Origin of the sequence: Pectobacterium araliae (assembly GCF_037076465.1) — a bacterium.
GTDB lineage: Bacteria > Pseudomonadota > Gammaproteobacteria > Enterobacterales > Enterobacteriaceae > Pectobacterium > Pectobacterium araliae.
The window spans coordinates 759321-779340 of record NZ_AP028908.1 but is presented as its reverse complement, the minus strand read 5'-3'; the positions used below and the strand labels follow the sequence as shown (position 1 = coordinate 779340).

Sequence of the window (20020 nt, the reverse complement as noted above, 5' to 3'; positions counted from 1 at the left end):
CCAATGAAAAGCAACAATACAATCAAGGAATTGATGGAAATGATTTTTTCTCTCCCTACCAGCCTCTCTGTGCTAACAGCCCTCATCGCGGCGCTCCCTACTCTGGCATGTGCCACAACATTCGCCGATAGCACTTTCTTTCATAAAGATTGGGAACTGGTCTGCGATAACACACTAACGTGCCGGGCAGCAGGCTACTCACCAGAAGAGAAAGGCATAGGAGAAGATGAAGAAGCTCAAGACGTCTCATTGCTCATAACGCGTCATGCCGGGAAGAATACGCCAATAACGGCTGAGATCACGCTCGCTGAGGTGGACAAAGAGATTCCTACAGGCACCAAACTCACGCTAACCGTTGACGGTGTGAATAAAGGCTCTCTCACCTCAGCAGGAGACAATCTCTGGCAGCTCAATGAGGCGCAAATTCTCGTCGTATTACAGGCCCTAAAAGGAAGCGGAAAAGTGGCTTTTCTGCACGATGATATCGTCTCCGAACTATCTGGAGCAGGTGCCTACGCGGTCTTGCTAAAAATGGATGAAAGACAGGGTCGCATTGGTACAACGGACGCCATAACCCAAAAAGGCAACAAAAGCAGTGATCTACCAGCCTTAGCAGCCCCGATTATTTACGCGGCAGCAACCCAACAGGAACCCTCACGAAATCTGACGAATGTGGAACAAGCGGCTATCCAGAATAAGCTGCTCAAGACACTGGAGAAAGATGACTGCTATGACTTCCCGCAACAAGATGGCAGAGTAGAGGAACCAATGATGCTCACGCCGCTCAATGGCAGCATGTCGTTGCTCAGTACTCTTTGCTGGCGTGCAGCCTACAATGAAGGCTACGCTTACTGGGTCATCGACAACGCAATGCAAACTCAGCCTCAGCTCGTAACCACAATGGGAGTCGGCTACGAAAACGGTGAAATTACCGCAGTACAGAAAGGGCGCGGACTCGCGGACTGCATGAGCGATAGTGCCTGGATATGGGATGGCAAAACATTTCAGCAAAGCCGAGCATCAATCACAGGCTCATGCCGTATGATCCGCCTCGGCGGCACCTGGGATTTACCCTACTGGACGGCAACCGTCATTAAAGCAGGGAAATAAAAGAGATTGAGGTCACTCGTTGGCCTCATATCCAAACATGGGAAAACTATCGAGAAAGAAGAAAAACGCGCCTGAATTGACTAGACATAATCAGTCAAGAAGTGTTGTTCCATAGGAGTTATCAATCGTGCAAAGCCAGCGTCCATCAGCGTCTTTCCTGAACACGTAGGTCGCTCGTCGGGTTGTGGTGACACGATTCCCCTGATCGTCTGGGTAATGAAGCACCGTCTCCATAATAACTAAAGCGTCTCTACCACCTTCTATGACCTGCATATTTTCTTGTTTAACAACAAGTTGGTTTTTAAAGTAATCGGCAATAGCGATAAACGCTTTTCTTATATCACCTTTCCCTCTTGCAACCATTCCTGGTTTGATAACAAGTGCGGCATCCTCGGCATAATAATTCATCAAGGCATCAAAATTTCGTTCAGATATTGCTTTATCACAGGCTTCAATGATTTCGCGTATCGGATGTGGTTTCATAAACATGGCCTCAATAAAATGGCAACGGAATAGCGAGTGATTTGTTCAATTTATTCACCAATGGCTGAGAAATCACGACTCTCGAGAATTACGCAGATATACACTTTTAGAATCAAGGCATTCGAAATGTTTTGGCACGTGAAGGGAATCGAATAAAAATCATAATGTATTGATATTAAAATATATTATTTATCCACACCCTCTGTTAACTATACACATTCACTCTCACTTGAATTTTACCAACAGCGAAAACTTAATTTTGGTGTGAAGAGTAAAAACGTAGAAAATAGCATTCATTAATAGGTATAAACGTTGTCTGGTAGCACCTTATCACTACTAACCAGTGCGGTTTATCTGGATGAAACGTCACTACCAGAGAAGATAATCTTACCCCTTCGGCTCAATCCCCTGCTTTCTCAATTCCTGACGGGCAAGCTCTTTGAACCAGTTGCCAAGGCTGACCCCTTCTTTCGCCACAACTTCATCTAACTGTTCACGGAGTTCAGGTGAGATCCGGATCTGAAAAGTGGGTGATTTCCCCACTGATGAAGATTTTTTCGTATCACGTTTAATCGTTGACATGTACGTACCTTTTTAACTATGCTGAGCTTAATAGGTACGTACACTATCACAAAAACATATCGTCACCAATCGTCTCTGCCTGATACGGACATATCAGACAGAGACTAACCACACCGCTAAGGAAACTAACGAAATGGCTATCAGCAAGTCTAGCAATTCCCTTATTGATAAGCTGATCCTACCCACGTAAAGTGGACACAGTTCTAAGCGAGATTCTGGTTTTCAAATTGTTCCGAACTGAGACCACCACAGGCACGGTGACGCCGCCAGCGATTGTAATCGCACTCGATATAATTAAACACCGTTGCTCTCATTATTTCCCGGTCACTAAACCGTTCTCCGTGGATGCATTCCATTTTCAGTGAGTGGAAAAAGCTTTCCACACACGCATTATCGTGGCAGCACCCTTTTGCACTCATGCTGCCACGCAACTTATGCCGCTTCAGTAATGCCTGATAATCCCCTGAGCAATACTGGCACCCTCTGTCTGTATGCACGATAACCTGCCTGGGGTGTTTTCTCCGCCACAGCGCCATCTGAAGTGCATCGCAGGCCAGTTGCGCCGTCATCCTCGATGACATCGACCAGCTGATAACCGCCCGTGACCATAAATCGATAACCACCGCCAGATACAGCCAGCCTTCATCGGTTCGTAAGTAGGTGATATCGCCAGCCCACTTCTGATTCGGACCACTGGCACTAAAGTCCTGCTGTAACTCATTTTCTGATACAGGAAGGTGATGCTCACGGTAATTCACCGGACGATATTTTCGCGACGCTTTTGCCCGTAACCCCTGGCGCCGCAGACTGGACGCGATGCTTTTTACGTTGTACATCGGTAACTCATCAGCCAGACGTGGTGCGCCATCATACTGTTTTGCTTTAAAAAAAGCCTCACGAACCGCGTCATCACAGCACACCCGGAACTGTTGTCGTGACGAGCTCAGATGACGCCGGGTAAGCCAGTTGCCGTTTGAGGCGGGCGTTTTCGGTGGCGAGTTCATTTTCACGTTCGGATGATGTGAGTTGTTGTTGCAGTTTGGTTCGCCAGTTATAGAGCGGGGATTCATATACACAGCGTTGACGGGCGGCCGCAGGAACACCGATACGTTCGGCAAGTTTCAGGGCTTCCTGACGAAATTCAGAAGTGTATTGTTTACGTGGTTTTTTGCTGGTTGATGCTGATTTTGTCATGTGAGTCTCCTCTGTTACTGAGTTTACTCACTTAGTCACGTGTCCACTATTGCTGGGTAGGATCACTTCCTGACACTCGCTGAAGCTCTTATCAGCTTGTTGGTGTCATACTTCTTTTTCTCATGCACATAGATTCGTTCGGTTCTTCCACCGTTGTTGATGATGAAACTGATGATGGAAAGAAAGACTTTATTCAGACGGGCTTTATCAATCAAATCATCACTGATTTTCTCGATATGGCTGTAATAAGAGAGAAGTAAAAAGTTTAGCACCACTTCTCTGTTTGAAAACGTCAGATTTTCTATGTCCTGCTGGTATTTAATATAAAATCCTGCACAAAAAAGATAAGACTGCTCGGTGATTTCCGCTTCTGAAAAGCCCGATTCATCGAACTTATTAACGAACCTGTCCAGCAACAGAAGATACCTTTCCATTAAACTCATATTTATTTTTTTCATAACTATGCATCCTTGCATTTAAATTATTATTAATTGTCGCCCTGACAACCAACAAATACCATTATTAAATTAAAAAACAAGAGGTCGATGAATATATATTTAATTTGACATGTGACATTTTCAATAACCATACTTTTGAGTAAGTCATCATTAAAATAATGACTAATCCGACTCCCGCAGCTCATATATTAAACATTAATAAAGTTAACCTCATCGTTCTGAATGATGGGTAATTAAATTTAGCCAGGACTCTGTTTTTTCTAACGAAAATCGTCTATATTTTGCTTTATATTAAAGGTGGAATTTGAAGGATGGTTCAAATAAAACACTGGTATAAGTAAAATTATCACAATTTATCGCTATTTCTTGAACCGATAGCGATTTCGGTATTGAATCACCCATAAAAAGCACTCAACATTCGGTCATCAAAAGGAATATTTTACTGTCAAAGGAGAATGACGATGCCAGGTGCGGCCCGTCTTAATGATATAGGAAGTGGTCACGACTGCTTCCCTGAGACCCCAATAACCGAAGGCAGCCCCGACGTTATTATCAATGGTCAGCCAGCCGCTCGTAAAGGCGATACCGTTCTGCTTCACGGTTGCCCCTGTCCCAATGTTCCACATGGTGTTCATCCCCGAAAAATCGCCGAAGGTTCATCGACCGTTATCATTAATGGTAAGTCTGCTGCGCGTATTGGGGATGGTATCAATTGTGGAGGGGTGGTTATCTCTGGCAGTGGCAACGTCATCATTGGTGATACACCCCATCGTTCTCCGGTTCAGGAATGCGCTAAACAGGCCGCGTTGACTCGTGCGCCATTATTGGCATTAACTCCGATGCTGGCAGTCGAGCCTGTTTTTGCCAAATCCTGTTTACGCGGTCCAGGTTGTACGGATGCGGGAACGAAAGATGAGCCACAGGGCAACATCGGGGAAATGAGTGTCTATTTCTCCGCGCCTGTTGGTGAATCCATCGCTCCGGTTGATAAACAGGGTGAAGTGAAACAGTATGCGCAGTCAGCGAAAAAGAAAAACACGTCTTCTGCTGTTTCACCTCAATCATTTACCGGAAAAACCAAACCATTACCCCAGCCCCCGCCCGGTGCGATTAACAAGCCTCAAATACCACAGATGGAGCCGTGGTATAAAACGATATTTGACCTGTTAGTGGGTAAAGCCGATGCGGCCATGTTGCCGCCACCTCAACAACTGGTCATGGCGGGGACGGCAGCACAGACAGGGGCGGCGGCTGCGGCTGCGGGTGGTGCTATAGCCCAAGCCAATCAGGATGCAGCAAAAGCACTGACACACCAGATGAAACATCTCACCGGCCCGTCTATCTGGCAAGGCCAGTTGCAGATGGCGCAAAGTTTCTTGCTGCTGGGTGCACTGATTCAGCAGCAACTGAAAGGTGAAAAAGATGATCTGCTGACGCCGAAAAAATTGCTTGAGGTGGCTAACAAGCAGGGAACCGTCCCCAGTCGTGTGCGTTATCAGTGGGTGGAAGATGAAGAGACAGGTAAGTTAAAGGCTGTTGGCTACCACACCAGTATGGAAAGCGGGCGTGATCAGGTGCGCGTCAGATTGCTAAAACATGATTTCCCCAACAACCGCTATGAGTTCTGGGAAGAAGGCGCAACAGGGCCAACCATTCTATGGACACCGGATAATCCGGGGGTAGAATTACCCACAGATACGGCACACGGTAAACAGCCTGTTATTCCGTCAGCGGTGCCGGGATTTGAAATTCCAGAAATGGATGATGTCAGCATTCTTGCCACACCTATCCCGGACGAAAAGAGCTTTCGGGATTATATTCTGGTGTTCCCTGAGAATGCGTTTCCACCGATTTATATTTATTTAAGCGAGGATAGTTCACCCTATATTACTAAAGACGGTGTTCTTCAAAATTCAGATAAAGCAACCATTGATAAAAATAAACTGACAGGTTATGCATTAAATCCTGAACATCCAGTCGGAGGACATAAAGCTAAAGTTTTTGAATCTGCGTTAGGTTATAATCAATCCAATGTTGACGAGCTGATTGAGCAAGTTAGACTTGGCGCAGGATCAAGTCCTGCTGCATTAGGTAATGCAACTAACTATGGACAGCAGGTTATTGTTGATATGCCGATTGAAGGTATAAATGGGAGTTCAGCTATTGTTAGGACAGGTTGGTTTTTTGACAATGGTTCCGATGTTCCTCGGTTAGCAACAATTTATGTGAAGGGTAAGTAATGATGGGCTATTCTTTATTTGATGTTATTTCTTTAAAAAATGATCTTCCAGATGAAGGGTTAAAAAAAGGAATGTTAGGGACTATTGTTCACATTTATGACGAGCCATCCCCTGCATATGACATAGAATTTTGTGATGATAATGGTGAGACACTGGCTTGGATCACATTAACATCAGACTGTTTCAATAAGATTGATTTTAGAAAATAGAGCCATAATTTTAGCTATATTATTATAATAAAGTAATTATTTTCATGCGGTTGGCAGCCCTGGCCCTGAGATGATGAAGGCTGCCAATTGACATTAAACGTATTTTTTAGGCAAGGGATTATTAAGTTCTTCAATCGTTATTTTTTTAATGTGGGAATTATACAACCATATTTCAAACTGCTCTAAATATCTGTTATTAATTGCCTTCAAATTTTCATTCTCTGCTTCAAGCTTTTGATCCGTTGAGATGCTATCTTTAAATTAGCAGGTTTTACAGTGTGGATTTCACCAGATTTTATAGTGGTTTTTTTTGCATTGAAGCTTTCTGAGATCCTAACATGACTGCTTAAAGATTGCCTTGATGGTCTTTTCTCAATGACTCCAATTAACCTGTCACATAAAGCATCCCAGGTTAGTTTGTTATCTATAGGCCATGTGTTAATGATGTCTATTATATTCTTTTCATGATAACCATTTATATGCTTAGCCATTTATTATCCTTTTATTATTTTCTCTTGAAATTCATACCATTTCTCAGCATTGAGATTTCCATCATTTTTATCATAACGTGTTCTTTCTATAATTTTATTGTGTATTTTAGATAAACTTTCATTACCCATACCAGACTCTTTAAAAGGGTAAGAACGACAAGGCTCAAATGCATATGCATGCTTACAACACCCATACTGAGTAATGAGAATGGCACCACTGTTTAGTGAATCGAATTCATTTAGATCAACAACGGGTATTTGTTTTATTCTATGGTTATTAATAACCTCTGATGATTTTCCCTCTCTTATCAATTTAGACATTTGAAGATGCGTTCTGTGGTCATAAGACACATTTTGAGAAATAAACTTCCTTACGGAGTTATTTGTATTAATTGGTTCAAATATGAGAATATTGTTCATTATACACTCCAGGGTATAAGTTTTTTACAGGTTAAACATTTAATCCCATCATTCTTATCGTCAATTAATCCATAAGAATTCAAAAATATGGTTAATGAAAGATTCCTTGTTTTCTGCGATCTCTTCCCCCATAAATATCTTAGCTAAAGGATCAAAAAATGAATTTAGCCTGTTGTCGATATCATGAACATTGTCAGGACTATTTTATATATATATCCCTGATGAATTTACTGATTTATGATCTAATGCTTTAGCAATGACCTCAATTGATGCACCTTCATTAGCCAAACGACTTCCTAGTGTATACCTGAATCTTCTGGCATTGAGCTCTAAGTAACGCTCAGTCCTTTCTGATATAATATTAAATTCCACAGGGATTTTTTTCAATTTCTTTGAGATAAATGAATTTTTCATGTGAAGAAAATCCGTTTTTAAATAAGATGAAAAATTTTCAACATCTCTTATTTCAGTCACTTTTTTAATATCTATAAAAATTGGTAATTCGTCTCTCAGTTGAGAAACCCCGACACCTAGTTGAGATTCAACAAAGGTCTGGTTTTCATTAATCAGCATTAATAGATTTTCAAACAAGGAATTGTCTATCATTTTCATATTAAATTCTTGTCTGAAATTTTTTTGTTGTTTTACTTTTGGTATATTAAGGAAATACCCTTCCTCATTTTCAATGAGGTCTTTAGCTTTAAGAGATGTTAATTGTAATGGCCTTCTTCCTGTTGTTACCAACAGAATAATATAGCAATATAAGTAACCATCAATTTTCTTCTCTCGATAGATATCGCCAACACGTCTTAGCATGGTGCTGAGTTCAGTTTCAGTCAATGGCCCCTTATTCGGATCTCGTCTTTTGACAGCTTCCCCTGTTTGGCTCGGAGTTATTTTTATTTTCTCCATCACTCTAAGAGCACTTGTTTCTACCCCAGGATAATTGAATTTTTTCCATTTGGTGATAAAAGCCTTAATGATGTTTAGTTTATAGTTTCTCGCATGGCCTAAGTGAACATTCAATTGATATACTGCCTTATCATCAATCGTCTTAATGGTCATTACCTCAAACCACTCATTGAACAGGCTATTAATATTTTTAATATGACCTGGACTATATTCAGAAGCATAGTAAGCCAACGTCTTTAGGTAGCTCATCTTCATTAATTCTGGCATTCTTTCTGCTACTTTATGCGGATATACACAGATGTCTTTATCTAATTGCCATTTCCTGTCTGAAATTTTGAAACTGTAGCCTGACATTTTTGATAAAAAGATATCTTCACTTTCAATACATTTGATTTCCACGCTAAGCCCCACTAATTATTTTGTTAATTGAACCATAAATTCTCAGGACAACTTCTTTTTCTTGTTGTGATATGTATTTGAAATTATAATTATCAGACATTTTTGATCCTTTTGACCAACCCTGAAGATAATTTCTTAGTTCTTTCTTTCTTCTAAATTCCAAATTAGACACATCCATTTCTTTTGAATATATATAATTCCAGGAATGCCTTAATCTATGACCCGATAGTTTGGATAATTCTGGACTTGCTCTCTTCAGGGTTGATATGATTTTCTCATAAGCTGAAATACTTAAAGGTTCTCCAGCAGTTTTTCCAGCGTAGTGTGCGACTAATAAGAAATTATGTTTTTTTCTCTTAGTCATCTTCTCCCTGCTATCACTTATATATCTGAAAATGTCACTGGCTAATTCGTCGAATAATGGAATAACTCTCTCACCCGTCTTGACTAATGGCTGATAAGATCTTCTGTCCTCCTTTGAATCATGTCTTCTAATAATACTCAGCGTGTTGTCTCTGAGGTCAAAATCATCTATTTTAAGATTGAGTAACTCGCCTGCCATTAAACCCAAATTAAAAAGTAAAGAGAATATGAGCCTGTTTCTTATCTGAACATCCTTTTGAAAAGGATTATTATTTCCGTCAATTTTTAACAGATTGAACAGTATTCTTATCTCTCCTTCATCTAATGATTTGTCAGATCTATCATTCATATTTAATGAACTCTTTCTCGGAATATGTGCTTTGATGCTTTCGATAAAATTATCTACTTCATATCTGTCATGAATTCCTTTTGTGGAGTGAACTAATATACACAACCACTTTAGATAACTCGAAAAGACATGGATCCTGTAACTAAAGGTTCTTTTGGCAATAAACATCTTATTCATCTGCCTTATATTTGTTATCTTCTGTTTGTCAAACCTCTGTTTTGCATATGTTATAAGGTCATTGATTTCAGCAATACTAAGGTATTTTTTTAGCCTCAATTCTTTCTACTATATTTATTTTCCTGCTATCTAAAAAATTGCTGAAAATTAGCAGGTTAGTTGCCACTACCTCTACAGTTGAAGCTGTAGCATTTCTATTCCTGACATTCTCAGTAAGAAAAAGATTTTGATAGTAAACTGGCAGTTCAGTTTCTTTATCAAGGATAAGGTGTCCTCGCTCCCCACTACGCATGATAAGTTTTTTTATCTTGTATCCCATTATTCCCTCAATCTTTACGTTTTAATATCACTCCGACTTATCTAATATATTTCAATGTTAAATAAATCAAATTTTTTACAAAAAAAAAGGAACTAATTCACTTAATTATTAATGCCTTAATTAAATTTATTTGACATAAAATAAACAGGTACGGATAATAAAATTTATGCACACCGGATACCTATAAAAAACCGCTACAACGCCTTTAAATAAAGGCTTCACTTATAATATGTAAAATATTTCGTAAAGAATAATTCAACTATCACAGATAAACTTTACACTTTCAGAATAATTCCGTTATCAATGTCCATTTAATATAGAAATATGAATTTATGTCTCTCGATATACTCATATAAATAGAGAATAACACCAGATTGATAAACCAGTGTAAACTAATATGAACATGAATAAACGGTTATGACCAACCAAAGTAACCCTATTTTATTTATTATTTCCCACTACTCCGATTAAATGTCCCATGCACTACGTCACCACCGTTTTCAAGGCTATCCATATAATCGGCATACCATTGCAGCATCTCACGTCTGCCATCGAGATATTGCGCATGGTTGTAGGTGCCACGGATAGCATTCTTATCAACATGCGCAAGCTGGGTTTCAATCCATTCAGAGGGATAACCTTGTTCATACAAGATAGTGCTCATGGTATGACGGAATCCATGCCCTGTAACTCGACCGCCGTAACCAAGTCGGCGGATCAACACGTTCATCGCCATATCACTCATCGGTTTACTATTTTGGACTCTGCCGGGGAAAATAAACGGATAATTCCCTGTGATTTGTTTTAACTGTTCAAAAATCGATAAAATCTGATCTGACAATGGGACACAGTGAGGCCGCCGTTTTTTCATCCGCTCTGCGGGGATCTCCCATAAGCGCTTATCAAAATCAATTTCTGACCAGCGCCCTTGCCTTAATTCACCCGGACGCAATCCGGTGTATGCCTGCAAACGCATCGCCATCTTTACGATGATACTGCCACTATAGGTATTGAGGGTGCGGAAAAACTCCGGTAATTCATCGACGGTCAGAAATGCATAGTGCTCTTTTTTATGTGGGGCAAAAGCACTGTCGAGATTCATGGCAGGGTTATCTTTCGTTCTTCCCGTCACAATGGCATATTTCCAGACTTCCCCACAGCGCTGACGCACTTTGCGAAGCTTCTCGGTAGCACCACGCTCATCCAGTTTTTCCAGCACTGACATTAATTCCATTGCCTGAATATCTGCAATCGGTCGGTGTCCAATAAACGGGAAAACATCTGCCTCAAAAGTTTTCATCATTTCTGCACCATAGGAATCAGACCAGCGATCTACCCGTTTTTGATACCATTCTCTGGTGATCACCTCAAAGGTATTACCAAGGCGTCCCTCCTTAGCCAGTTTTACCTCTTTACGCACTTCGCTGGGATTGATGCCTGCGGCAACCAGTTTTTTGGCCTCGTCGCGTTTCTGTCTGGCTTCAGCTAAAGAAATGGTGGGGTAAGTCCCAAGTGACAACAATTTTGCTTTGCCATCGAAACGGTAACGATAACGCCATCCCTTCGATCCGTTAGGTTCAATCAGTAGTGAAAGACCATGACCATCGTTTTTGGTGTAGGACTTGTCTTCTGGCTTGGCGCGGCGTATCTCAAGGTCTGTCAGCGGCATGTGTATAGTTTCCTACCTGTGTTGAGAGCGAATGTGTATAGGATTTTAGATTCCATCCTGTCCTATACACATTACTATACACATTGACCGGTAGATTTAGATAGACGCGGGTTTTCCCTGAACGACTGAGAAGTAGCGCTAAGCCTTGTGGTGACTGGATTTATTGGACTTGGATAGACGTTGAAAGAAGAGATTTTGGAGCGAGTGAAGGGAATCGAACCCTCGTATGCAGCTTGGGAAGCTGCCGTTCTACCATTGAACTACACTCGCACAGAGAGGCGAGTGGCATTATAGCGCTATGCCGTTGCCGAGCAAGTAAAAAACCCGGCAAAGTGCTGTTGTTTTGACCGGTCATGCCGCCGTGGCTAGCGGTAGGAGCAACGTTTCATAACCATTGGAAATGACGTGCCAGGCAAAATAGGCAAATAGCAGCGCAGAGATCAGGCTGCAATAGAATGAGATCCGTTCTTTCAGCAGGCGCTGGCCGTATTTCACCAGCGCGGCAAGGAAGAACGTCCATAGTACGCCGCCGACGAAAAATCCCAGCAGAAACAGGCCGACCATGAAGGCAGAACCATCGGTAGACTGCGCGATAATGGTACCGCCAATCGCCGCAAACCACAGTAACGCCGTTGGTGACGCTAATGCCATGCCGACGCCACTGAAAAATTCAGTGTACCGAGCAGGTGACGCAGTGGAACCCATCGCATTCTCTGTCGTAGATAAATCGGCAAAGCGCTTAACCTGATAATCACGCCATGCCGCACGCGCCATGCTGAATGTCATCCAGATCAGAACCAGCCCACCACCAATCCATAACACCCAACGTACTGGCGTCAGGTTAAAGACCACCGCCAACCCCAGCACCGACAGCGTGGCATAAAACAGATCGCCAAAGCAGGAACCCAGCCCGATATAAAATGCCGAACGCGCCCCGTGCCGCAGCCCACGGTTAATAATCGCAGTATTGACCATTCCCAGATCGAGACACAGTGACAGGGAAAGCAGCATCCCCGTAAAAACAACTAACAGCATGATATTCCCTTAGAGCGTTAAGCAATAAGGCGAGTGTAAAACTCAATGGAAACGCTGTATTGTCAAAAATTGATACGGCGGAACTGTCCCGGTGTCATGGCGTTATAGCGATTGAAAGCTTTAGTGAAATGCGCCTGATCGGCAAACCCGACATCGCCTGCGACCTGACTGATTGCTGTGCCTTGCCGCAGCAGCTCTCGTGCTTTACACATACGCCGCTGCATTAGCCACGCCAGTGGTGGCAGCCCGACCGCCTGATTAAACGAACGTACCAGATGCGCGACCGACAACGTTTCCTGCTGCGCGAGCTGATCAAGCGTGGGGACATCGCTGAGATCGTTCAACAGCCCATCTTTGATCCGCGTGATCCGCTCAGCCTCTTTGACGTGGTTTTGAGGCGGCATTCGGTGCTGCCCCTCCATCAATCCTGCCAGCAGCAGGATAATGCGCTCCTGACGGGTGCTGTCGTCCAAATCAGCGGTGACTAACTGTTTTAACTCAGATGCCAGTTGCGCCGACGGATTCCAACCCTGGGAGAACAAAAAGGTTTGATGGAAATAATGCTCGAATGCCAGCGGGTGAACGTACAGCGATGCGCACTGCCAGCGATCAAACGCGTTGTCGCTGCCCTGTAGCTGATTAGGATTGTAGGTCGTCACCATATCGTTGGTGGCAACAAAGGTCTCCCCATCGAGCCAGACCGTTTCCACCCCGCTAAGATTGGCGCTGATGACGAACTCATCGTGCGTATGTCGTGGAAAACTGCGGCCGTTGGTTAACAGCGCCAGCTCGAACCAGGCATCGCGGTACGTCATCATAATGGGTGTTCCGGCAGTGAACGAATGCCTGAAAATAGCATCTTCCATCATCAGGCGACAATCACGAAATGACGGCAAGGATGCGGAGATAAAACGAGGTAATAATACTATCGAGGTAAGATCGAAATACACGGGGACACCACGGTGCGAGGTGTCCTACGGGAACCTCATCCCCGTGTTTACCCTAAAATTTGGCATTGTCGATAATAAAAAACCGATGCAGTTGCACCGGTTTGATGAAATTTGACAACAACGTCAGGCTTATTTTTACGCCCTGCTTTTTACTTCTGCGGACGCATCGCTGGGAACAGAATAACGTCGCGGATAGTGTGGCTGTTCGTGAACAACATCACCATGCGGTCGATACCGATACCCAGACCCGCAGTTGGCGGCAGACCGTGTTCCAGCGCCGTCACGTAGTCTTCGTCGTAGAACATCGCTTCGTCATCACCTGCATCTTTAGCATTCACCTGCTGCGCAAAACGCTCTGCCTGATCTTCGGCATCATTCAGCTCGGAGAAACCGTTACCGATTTCACGGCCGCCGATGAAGAATTCAAAGCGATCGGTGATTTCCGGGTTCTGATCGTTACGACGCGCCAGCGGCGACACTTCAGCCGGATATTCGGTGATGAAGGTCGGTTGGATCAGGCTGCTTTCTGCCGTCTCTTCGAAGATCTCGGTAACAATGCGGCCCAAGCCCCAACTTTTCTCGATCTTGATGCCCAGAGACTGGGCGATCGCGGTCGCTTTCTCTAGATCGTCCAGATCGGCAGCGTTGGTTTCAGGACGGTATTTGCAGATCGCTTCGCGCATCGTCAGCTTCTCGAACGGCTTGCCGAAGTCGAATGTCTGGTCGCCATATTCCACCGTCGTCGAGCCCAGCACGTCCTGCGTCAGCGTGCGGAACAGGTTTTCCGTCAACACAATCAGGTCTTTATAATCGGCATACGCCATATAAAGTTCCATCATGGTGAATTCAGGGTTGTGACGCGGGGAAACACCTTCGTTACGGAAGTTACGGTTGATCTCGAACACACGCTCAAACCCCCCCACAACCAGACGCTTCAGGTACAGTTCCGGCGCGATGCGCAGGTACATGTCGATGTCCAGCGCGTTATGGTGCGTGATGAACGGACGGGCAGACGCACCGCCGGGGATCACCTGCATCATCGGCGTTTCGACTTCCATGAAACCGTTATCTACCATGAAGCGGCGGATAGCCGCCATCACGTTAGAGCGGATGCGGAAGGTATTGCGGGATTCGTCGTTAGCGATCAGATCCAAATAGCGCTGGCGGTAACGCGTTTCCTGATCGGCCAAACCGTGGAATTTATCCGGCAGCGGACGCAGCGCTTTGGTCAGCAGACGCAGTTCGGTACAGTGAATGGACAGCTCGCCTGTTTTGGTTTTGAACAGCTTGCCGCGTGCGCCCAGGATATCGCCCAGATCCCATTTCTTGAACTGCTCGTTATAGATGCCTTCCGCCAGATCGTCGCGGGAAACATACAGTTGAATGCGGCCACCCACGTCCTGCAAGGTCACGAAAGAGGCTTTACCCATGATGCGACGGGTCATCATACGGCCTGCAACGGTCACTTCGATGCCCAGTTCTTCCAGCTCTTCGTTCTCTTTACCATCGAACTCAGCGTGCAGACGATCGGAGGTGCTGTCACGGCGGAAATCATTCGGGAAGGCGATCCCGTTTTCACGCAGCGCCACCAGCTTTTCCCGACGCGTTTTTAATTCATTATTCAGATCTTGCGCCTGATCGGCACCCTGTGATTGTGATTCAGCCATGTGAATTTCTTATAACCCCGCTTTTAAACTTGCTTCAATAAATTTGTCCAGATCGCCATCCAGTACCGCCTGAGTGTTACGTGTTTCCACTCCGGTACGTAAATCTTTGATGCGCGAATCATCCAGAACATAAGAACGAATTTGACTACCCCAGCCGATATCAGATTTGTTGTCTTCCATCACCTGCTTCTCAGCATTTTTCTTTTGCATCTCAAACTCGTACAGCTTGGCTTTCAGCTGTTTCATCGCCTGATCTTTGTTTTTATGCTGGGAACGGTCATTCTGACACTGTGTGACAATGTTGGTCGGAATGTGGGTAATACGCACGGCGGATTCTGTCCGGTTAACGTGCTGACCACCCGCACCAGATGCGCGGTACACGTCAATACGCAGGTCGGCTGGATTGATTTCGATATCAATATCGTCATCCACTTCCGGGTAGACAAACGCCGAGCTGAATGAAGTGTGACGGCGGCCACCAGAGTCGAATGGGCTCTTACGCACCAGACGATGCACGCCGGTTTCAGTGCGCAGCCAGCCAAACGCATAGTCACCGATGATCTTAATAGTGGCGGATTTCGTACCGGCCACGTCACCGTCTGACTCTTCAATAATTTCGGTTTTAAACCCTTTCGCTTCCGCCCAACGCAGGTACATACGCACCAGCATGCTGGCCCAGTCCTGCGCTTCCGTACCACCAGAACCCGCCTGGATATCCAGATAGCAGTCTGCGCTGTCGTACTGACCGGAGAACATGCGACGGAACTCAAGCTGGGCTAATTTATTTTCCAGTGCGTCCAGTTCTAACGAGGTTTCATTAAAGGTATCTTCATCGTCTTCTTCCACCGCGAGCTCAAGCAGACCATTTACATCTTCCAGCCCTTGAGCCAGTTGATCGATGGTATCGACGATAGCTTCCAGCGAGGAACGTTCTTTTCCTAATGCCTGAGCGCGTTCAGGCTCATTCCAGACATCAGGTTGTTCCAGTTCAGCGTTTACTTCTTCAAGGCGTTCTTTCTTGGCATCATAGTCAAAGATACCCCCGAAGAACGGCGCTACGTTCAGACAGATCCTGAATGCGGTTTTTTACCGGATTAATTTCAAACATGATTTTTTTATATTCTTACGTTAAGTCGTTGACAACGGAATGATGTAACCCGCCATTCTAGCGAATAAAACGCCCAGTTTATAGACTTTCTGCCCACCATATGTGGTTCGGGTATATCAGCGCGGCCACAGATGTTGGATCATCAATTGCACCGAGCGTTTACCGCGAAACTCGTTAATATCCAGCCGATACACCATTTCCACTTCTTTAATGCTCGGATCGGGCCAGATGGTGGTATCGACATTAAACGCGATGCCATCTAACAGCGGCACCTGCCCTGTTGCACCGATCGGTTCAAACATTGCTTTCAAATGGCGTTCTTTGAGCAAGCGGGGTTGCAGAATACGGAAGCAGCCATCAAATGTCGGTTCAGGAAACGCCTGTCCCCACGGCCCTGCATAACGCAGCATTTCTGCCGTCGAGAGCAAATTCAGTTCAGGCAATGCCAGTTCGCCATCAGACCAGACGACACCTTCGAGCTGAGAGGGTTCAAGCCACTCCCCCACCAGTTCGCCGAAGCGCTGACGGAAATCCTCAAACTGCGTTTCATGCAGCGATAACCCTGCCGCCATCGCGTGTCCGCCAAACTTGTCCATCATTCCGGGGTATAGCGTATCCAGTCGTTCCAGCGCATCACGAAGATGCAGACCAGCAATGGAACGTCCCGATCCTTTCAGCATACCGTTGCCTGCGGGTGCAAAGGCAATCACTGGGCGATGAAAGCGCTCTTTAATACGCGAAGCCAGGATACCAACAACGCCCTGATGCCATTCAGGGTGATACATCGCCAGACCGTAGGGCAATTCAGTTCGGGTACGCTCCAGCGATTCGCACAGGTGCAAGGCTTCGACCTGCATTCCCTGCTCGATTTCGCGCCTGTCCTGATTCAACGCATCTAAATCGTTAGCCAACATGCGCGCCTGAGTAATATCGTTACTCAATAGCAGTTCGACCCCGACCGTCATATCGTCCAGCCGTCCGGCTGCATTGAGGCGCGGTCCGATGGCAAAGCCTAAATCGCTGGCGACCAGTTGGCTGGCATCACGGTTAGCCACTTCCAGCAGCGCGCGAATACCTGGACGGCACTCACCTGCGCGAATACGATTCAGCCCCTGAGCCACCAGAATCCGGTTGTTGGCATCCAGCGGCACGACGTCAGCCACCGTGCCCAGCGCCACCAGATCCAGTAATTCGGTGAGATTCGGCTTCGCCAGACCCTGCTGCGTAAAAAAGGGTTGCGTAAACCAGTCACTGTCACGCAGGCGCACAAATAGCGCCATCATCAGATAAAATGCCACCCCCACGCCAGCCAGCGCTTTGGAAGGGAAGGCACAATCTGGCAGATTGGGGTTAATCATCGCATCGGCGTCAGGCAGGATTTCGCCCGGCAGGTGGTGATCGGTCACCAGTACCGCGATACCGCGCCGATGCGCGTCGTCGACTCCCGAGTGAGAAGAGATCCCGTTATCAACGGTCACAATCACTTCCGCACCCAGCGCGGCAGCCTGTGCCACCACTTCCGGGCTTAGCCCGTAGCCGTTTTCAAAACGGTTCGGCACCAGATATTTCACGTTCACGCCACCCATACTGCGCAGCGCTAATACGGTAAGCGCGGTGCTGGTGGCACCATCGGTATCAAAATCGCCAACGATGACGATGCAGCGCTTCTCTGCCAGCGCCAGTTGCAGCAGGTCGATCGCTTTATCAATGCCGCTGAGTAAACGGTAATTGAGTAAACCACTCAGGTTACGTTCCAGCTCCTGCGCACCTTTCACGCCGCGCTGCGCATAGAGACGACGTAGCAAAGGCGGAACGGTATCAGGTAAGTCACTATCCTCCACCAGAGGACGCCGACGGAGTTGGGTAATCATATCCACGTAGTATTAACCGCCGGTTTTCTTCGAAGCTTTGTGTGCTTCCAGCATTGCCAACATCTCTTTCGGCCCTTGATATCCCGGTACAACCATACCGTCTTGCAGCACGATGGCAGGAGTCCCCTGCACGCCAAACTGGATGCCCAGTTGGTAATGCGCAGCGATATCGGTTTTGCATGTTGCAGCTGAGATCGCGTCGCCCTTCATCGCGCTATCAAACGCTTTATTACGATCGGCCACGCACCAGATGGACTGCATATCTTTCGCTGCTGGCGATTTCATGCCCTGACGCGGGAATGCCAGATAGCGCACGGTAATGCCCAGCGCATTGTAGTCTTTCATCTGCTCATGCAGTTTGTGGCAATAACCGCAGGTGATGTCGGTGAAAACGGTAATCACGTGTTTTTCCTGCGCGGCTTTATAAACAATCATCTGCTCCTGTAGCGCATTCAACTTGCCGATCAGGATTTGATTGGTGGTATTGACCGGCATAGTGCCGCTCACATCATAAAGCGGGCCTTGCAGCAAATGTTTGCCGTCTTCGCTGATGTACAGCACGCCGCTCTCGGTAATCACAGTTTTCATGCCTGCCATCGGCGAAGGCAGAATTTCCGCCCCCTGCATATCCAGACGCGTCAACGTCTGCTTGATCGCGGCATCGTCGGCGTGCGCAAAGTTAGTCGCCGTCGCCACCAGTAAAGAAAGCAGTAATAACCCTTTTTTCATTTCATCAATCCTGTGTTTTCGCAACATGGCTCATAGCAAAATAGCATCGTACCAATGCGCTGTGATAATAGACGGGGTAACCCGCCAGCCAGATAACATCCTGTTACTCTGTATAATGACTCGATTGGTTGCGCGATCCCTATGCACGCGGATGGTGCTGCTGATGAAGCTGTTTCAACCGCTCCGTCGCCACATGGGTGTAAATCTGTGTCGTGGAAAGATCGCTGTGCCCTAAAAGCATCTGTACAACCCGTAAGTCCGCGCCGTGGTTCAATAAATGGGTCGCAAACGCGTGGCGCAAGACGTGTGGCGAGAGCTTTTCGCTGTCGATGGACGCCAGTACCGCATAATGCTTGATGCGGTGCCAGAACGTCTGGCGCGTCATTTGCCGTGCGCGATTGCTGGGAAACAGCACATCCAGCGTTTGCCCATTCAGCAGCCACGGGCGACCATGCTCCAGATAATACTCGATCCAATACACCGCTTCTTCACCGAGCGGCACCAGCCGTTCTTTATTGCCTTTCCCCAGCACGCGTACCACGCCCTGCCGCAGGCTGACATCGCTCATCGTCAAACCGACCAGCTCGGAAACACGCAGCCCCGTCGCATACAATACCTCAAGCATGGCCTTATCGCGTAATTCCAGCGGTTGTTCAATGCTTGGGGCGTTGAGTAGTGCATCAACCTGCGCCTCACTCAGATCTTTGGGTAAACGCTGTGGCAACTTCGGGGACGATAGAACAGCGCTGGGATCGTCGCTACGCAGCTTTTCCCGATAAAGATACTGAAAGAAGCGACGCATCGCGCTCAGCAAACGCGCTGAACTGGTCGCCTTGTAGCCCCCCTCAACCCTGTCAGCGAGAAACGCCTGAAGATCGAGCGACTGCGCCTGTAGCAGATCGTTATCATGATGTGCAAGCCATTCCGCCAGCGTGCGCAGATCCAGCCGATAAGAGGCCAGCGTATTCTCGGCCAGGTTTCTTTCCAGCCACAGCGCATCGAGAAACGGTTCGATAAGCGCCTGATCGTGTTCTTGCATCGCCGTGCCCTTCTTCACTGATTGGCAATATTATGCCGATGAAGCGACGACTTTACACCTTCATCAACGCGGTATTCTCTCACAGACAGAATTGTGTGCGATCTCACATATTCCGTGAACATCAACATCACCATAACATTCTCCGGCAAAAACAAGATCACATAACATTATATTTTATGTATCGTCAGTATACTGGAACAGGTGCCTTGAAGCCTTGCGCCTACGGGTATTGACCTTACTTAATCA

The 20020-nt window shown here is 46.0% G+C and carries 14 protein-coding genes, 1 tRNA gene and 6 pseudogenes; 4 read left to right on the top strand and 17 right to left on the bottom strand.

Annotation, left to right across the window (positions count from 1 at the left end; all coding sequences use genetic code 11):
* Nucleotides 1-39 precede the first annotated feature (39 nt).
* Nucleotides 40-1110: a DUF1176 domain-containing protein gene (locus AACH44_RS03540; RefSeq protein ID WP_261847321.1), complete on the top strand. Its 1071-nt coding sequence runs from the start codon at nt 40-42 to the stop codon at nt 1108-1110.
* Nucleotides 1111-1200: 90 nt separating this feature from the next.
* Here the strand turns inward: AACH44_RS03540 and AACH44_RS03535 are convergent, their stop codons facing one another.
* From AACH44_RS03535 to AACH44_RS03520, 4 genes and pseudogenes are all read right to left on the bottom strand, one after another.
* Nucleotides 1201-1593 carry a YybH family protein gene (locus AACH44_RS03535; protein WP_261847175.1) on the bottom strand — a complete coding sequence of 131 codons (393 nt, stop codon included), beginning with the start codon at nt 1591-1593 and terminating at the stop codon, nt 1201-1203.
* A 387-nt stretch (nt 1594-1980) separates the two neighbouring features.
* Nucleotides 1981-2175, bottom strand: a complete 195-nt coding sequence (locus AACH44_RS03530; RefSeq protein WP_039550811.1) for a hypothetical protein — start codon at nt 2173-2175, stop codon at nt 1981-1983.
* Nucleotides 2176-2378: 203 nt separating this feature from the next.
* Nucleotides 2379-3369: pseudogene (locus AACH44_RS03525) on the bottom strand (IS3 family transposase).
* A 62-nt stretch (nt 3370-3431) separates the two neighbouring features.
* Complete coding sequence (locus AACH44_RS03520) at nt 3432-3827, bottom strand: hypothetical protein (protein WP_261847174.1); 396 nt, start codon at nt 3825-3827, stop codon at nt 3432-3434.
* A 461-nt stretch (nt 3828-4288) separates the two neighbouring features.
* Here AACH44_RS03520 and AACH44_RS03515 point away from each other — a divergent pair.
* The 3 genes and pseudogenes from AACH44_RS03515 to AACH44_RS03505 form a co-directional block, all read left to right on the top strand.
* Nucleotides 4289-5698, top strand: a pseudogene (locus tag AACH44_RS03515) (S-type pyocin domain-containing protein); the annotation flags it as partial.
* Nucleotides 5678-6067: a DUF6883 domain-containing protein gene (locus AACH44_RS03510; RefSeq protein ID WP_338659598.1), complete on the top strand. Its 390-nt coding sequence runs from the start codon at nt 5678-5680 to the stop codon at nt 6065-6067. The pseudogene AACH44_RS03515 and the gene AACH44_RS03510, both read left to right, overlap by 21 nt.
* Complete coding sequence (locus tag AACH44_RS03505; protein WP_261847172.1) at nt 6067-6276, top strand: DUF4926 domain-containing protein; 210 nt, start codon at nt 6067-6069, stop codon at nt 6274-6276. The genes AACH44_RS03510 and AACH44_RS03505 overlap by 1 nt, the downstream gene beginning before the upstream one ends.
* Nucleotides 6277-6369: 93 nt before the next feature.
* Here AACH44_RS03505 and AACH44_RS03500 read toward each other — a convergent pair.
* From AACH44_RS03500 to xerD, 13 genes and pseudogenes are all read right to left on the bottom strand, one after another.
* A pseudogene (locus tag AACH44_RS03500) lies at nt 6370-6767 on the bottom strand (hypothetical protein).
* A gap of 3 nt (nt 6768-6770) precedes the next feature.
* Nucleotides 6771-7145 (bottom strand): annotated as a pseudogene (locus AACH44_RS03495) (DNA-binding protein); the annotation flags it as partial.
* Nucleotides 7146-7186: 41 nt separating this feature from the next.
* A pseudogene (locus AACH44_RS03490) lies at nt 7187-8498 on the bottom strand (tyrosine-type recombinase/integrase).
* Nucleotide 8499: 1 nt separating this feature from the next.
* A pseudogene (locus AACH44_RS03485) lies at nt 8500-9706 on the bottom strand (tyrosine-type recombinase/integrase).
* Between the two features lie 448 nt (nt 9707-10154).
* Nucleotides 10155-11375, bottom strand: a complete 1221-nt coding sequence (locus AACH44_RS03480; RefSeq protein WP_261847171.1) for a tyrosine-type recombinase/integrase — start codon at nt 11373-11375, stop codon at nt 10155-10157.
* A gap of 196 nt (nt 11376-11571) precedes the next feature.
* A tRNA-Gly gene (locus AACH44_RS03475) sits at nt 11572-11645 on the bottom strand.
* Between the two features lie 81 nt (nt 11646-11726).
* Complete coding sequence (locus AACH44_RS03470; protein WP_261847170.1) at nt 11727-12410, bottom strand: LysE family translocator; 684 nt, start codon at nt 12408-12410, stop codon at nt 11727-11729.
* 62 nt (nt 12411-12472) lie between these two features.
* The gene (locus tag AACH44_RS03465; RefSeq protein ID WP_261847169.1) at nt 12473-13228 is read right to left on the bottom strand and encodes an AraC family transcriptional regulator; all 756 of its coding nucleotides are present in this window, start codon (nt 13226-13228) and stop codon (nt 12473-12475) included.
* Between the two features lie 281 nt (nt 13229-13509).
* Nucleotides 13510-15027 carry a lysine--tRNA ligase gene (lysS, locus tag AACH44_RS03460; RefSeq protein WP_261847168.1) on the bottom strand — a complete coding sequence of 506 codons (1518 nt, stop codon included), beginning with the start codon at nt 15025-15027 and terminating at the stop codon, nt 13510-13512.
* A 9-nt stretch (nt 15028-15036) separates the two neighbouring features.
* Nucleotides 15037-16135 (bottom strand): peptide chain release factor 2 gene (gene prfB, locus AACH44_RS03455; protein WP_261847167.1). Its coding sequence is split into 2 segments (ribosomal slippage): nt 15037-16059 and nt 16061-16135, totalling 1098 coding nucleotides; the frame shifts between segments, so codons are not numbered across the junction.
* A 116-nt stretch (nt 16136-16251) separates the two neighbouring features.
* Nucleotides 16252-18012 (bottom strand): single-stranded-DNA-specific exonuclease RecJ, encoded by a 1761-nt coding sequence (recJ, locus tag AACH44_RS03450; RefSeq protein WP_261847166.1) that lies wholly within the window; start codon nt 18010-18012, stop codon nt 16252-16254.
* Between the two features lie 6 nt (nt 18013-18018).
* A complete protein-coding gene (dsbC, locus tag AACH44_RS03445; protein WP_261847165.1) occupies nt 18019-18735 on the bottom strand; it encodes a bifunctional protein-disulfide isomerase/oxidoreductase DsbC in 717 nt (238 codons plus the stop codon).
* Between the two features lie 139 nt (nt 18736-18874).
* Entirely contained in the window at nt 18875-19774 is a 900-nt protein-coding gene (xerD, locus tag AACH44_RS03440) for a site-specific tyrosine recombinase XerD (protein WP_261847164.1), read from the bottom strand.
* Nucleotides 19775-20020: the final 246 nt, after the last annotated feature.

Coding starts and splice junctions, on each gene's coding strand:
- AACH44_RS03540 (WP_261847321.1), top strand. CDS start 40: ATGATTTTTTCTCTCCCTACCAGCCTCTCTGTGCTAACAGCCCTCATC.
- AACH44_RS03535 (WP_261847175.1), bottom strand. CDS start 1,593: ATGAAACCACATCCGATACGCGAAATCATTGAAGCCTGTGATAAAGCA.
- AACH44_RS03530 (WP_039550811.1), bottom strand. CDS start 2,175: ATGTCAACGATTAAACGTGATACGAAAAAATCTTCATCAGTGGGGAAA.
- AACH44_RS03520 (WP_261847174.1), bottom strand. CDS start 3,827: ATGAAAAAAATAAATATGAGTTTAATGGAAAGGTATCTTCTGTTGCTG.
- AACH44_RS03505 (WP_261847172.1), top strand. CDS start 6,067: ATGATGGGCTATTCTTTATTTGATGTTATTTCTTTAAAAAATGATCTT.
- AACH44_RS03480 (WP_261847171.1), bottom strand. CDS start 11,375: ATGCCGCTGACAGACCTTGAGATACGCCGCGCCAAGCCAGAAGACAAG.
- AACH44_RS03470 (WP_261847170.1), bottom strand. CDS start 12,410: ATGCTGTTAGTTGTTTTTACGGGGATGCTGCTTTCCCTGTCACTGTGT.
- AACH44_RS03465 (WP_261847169.1), bottom strand. CDS start 13,228: ATGATGACGTACCGCGATGCCTGGTTCGAGCTGGCGCTGTTAACCAAC.
- lysS (WP_261847168.1), bottom strand. CDS start 15,027: ATGGCTGAATCACAATCACAGGGTGCCGATCAGGCGCAAGATCTGAAT.
- dsbC (WP_261847165.1), bottom strand. CDS start 18,735: ATGAAAAAAGGGTTATTACTGCTTTCTTTACTGGTGGCGACGGCGACT.
- xerD (WP_261847164.1), bottom strand. CDS start 19,774: ATGCAAGAACACGATCAGGCGCTTATCGAACCGTTTCTCGATGCGCTG.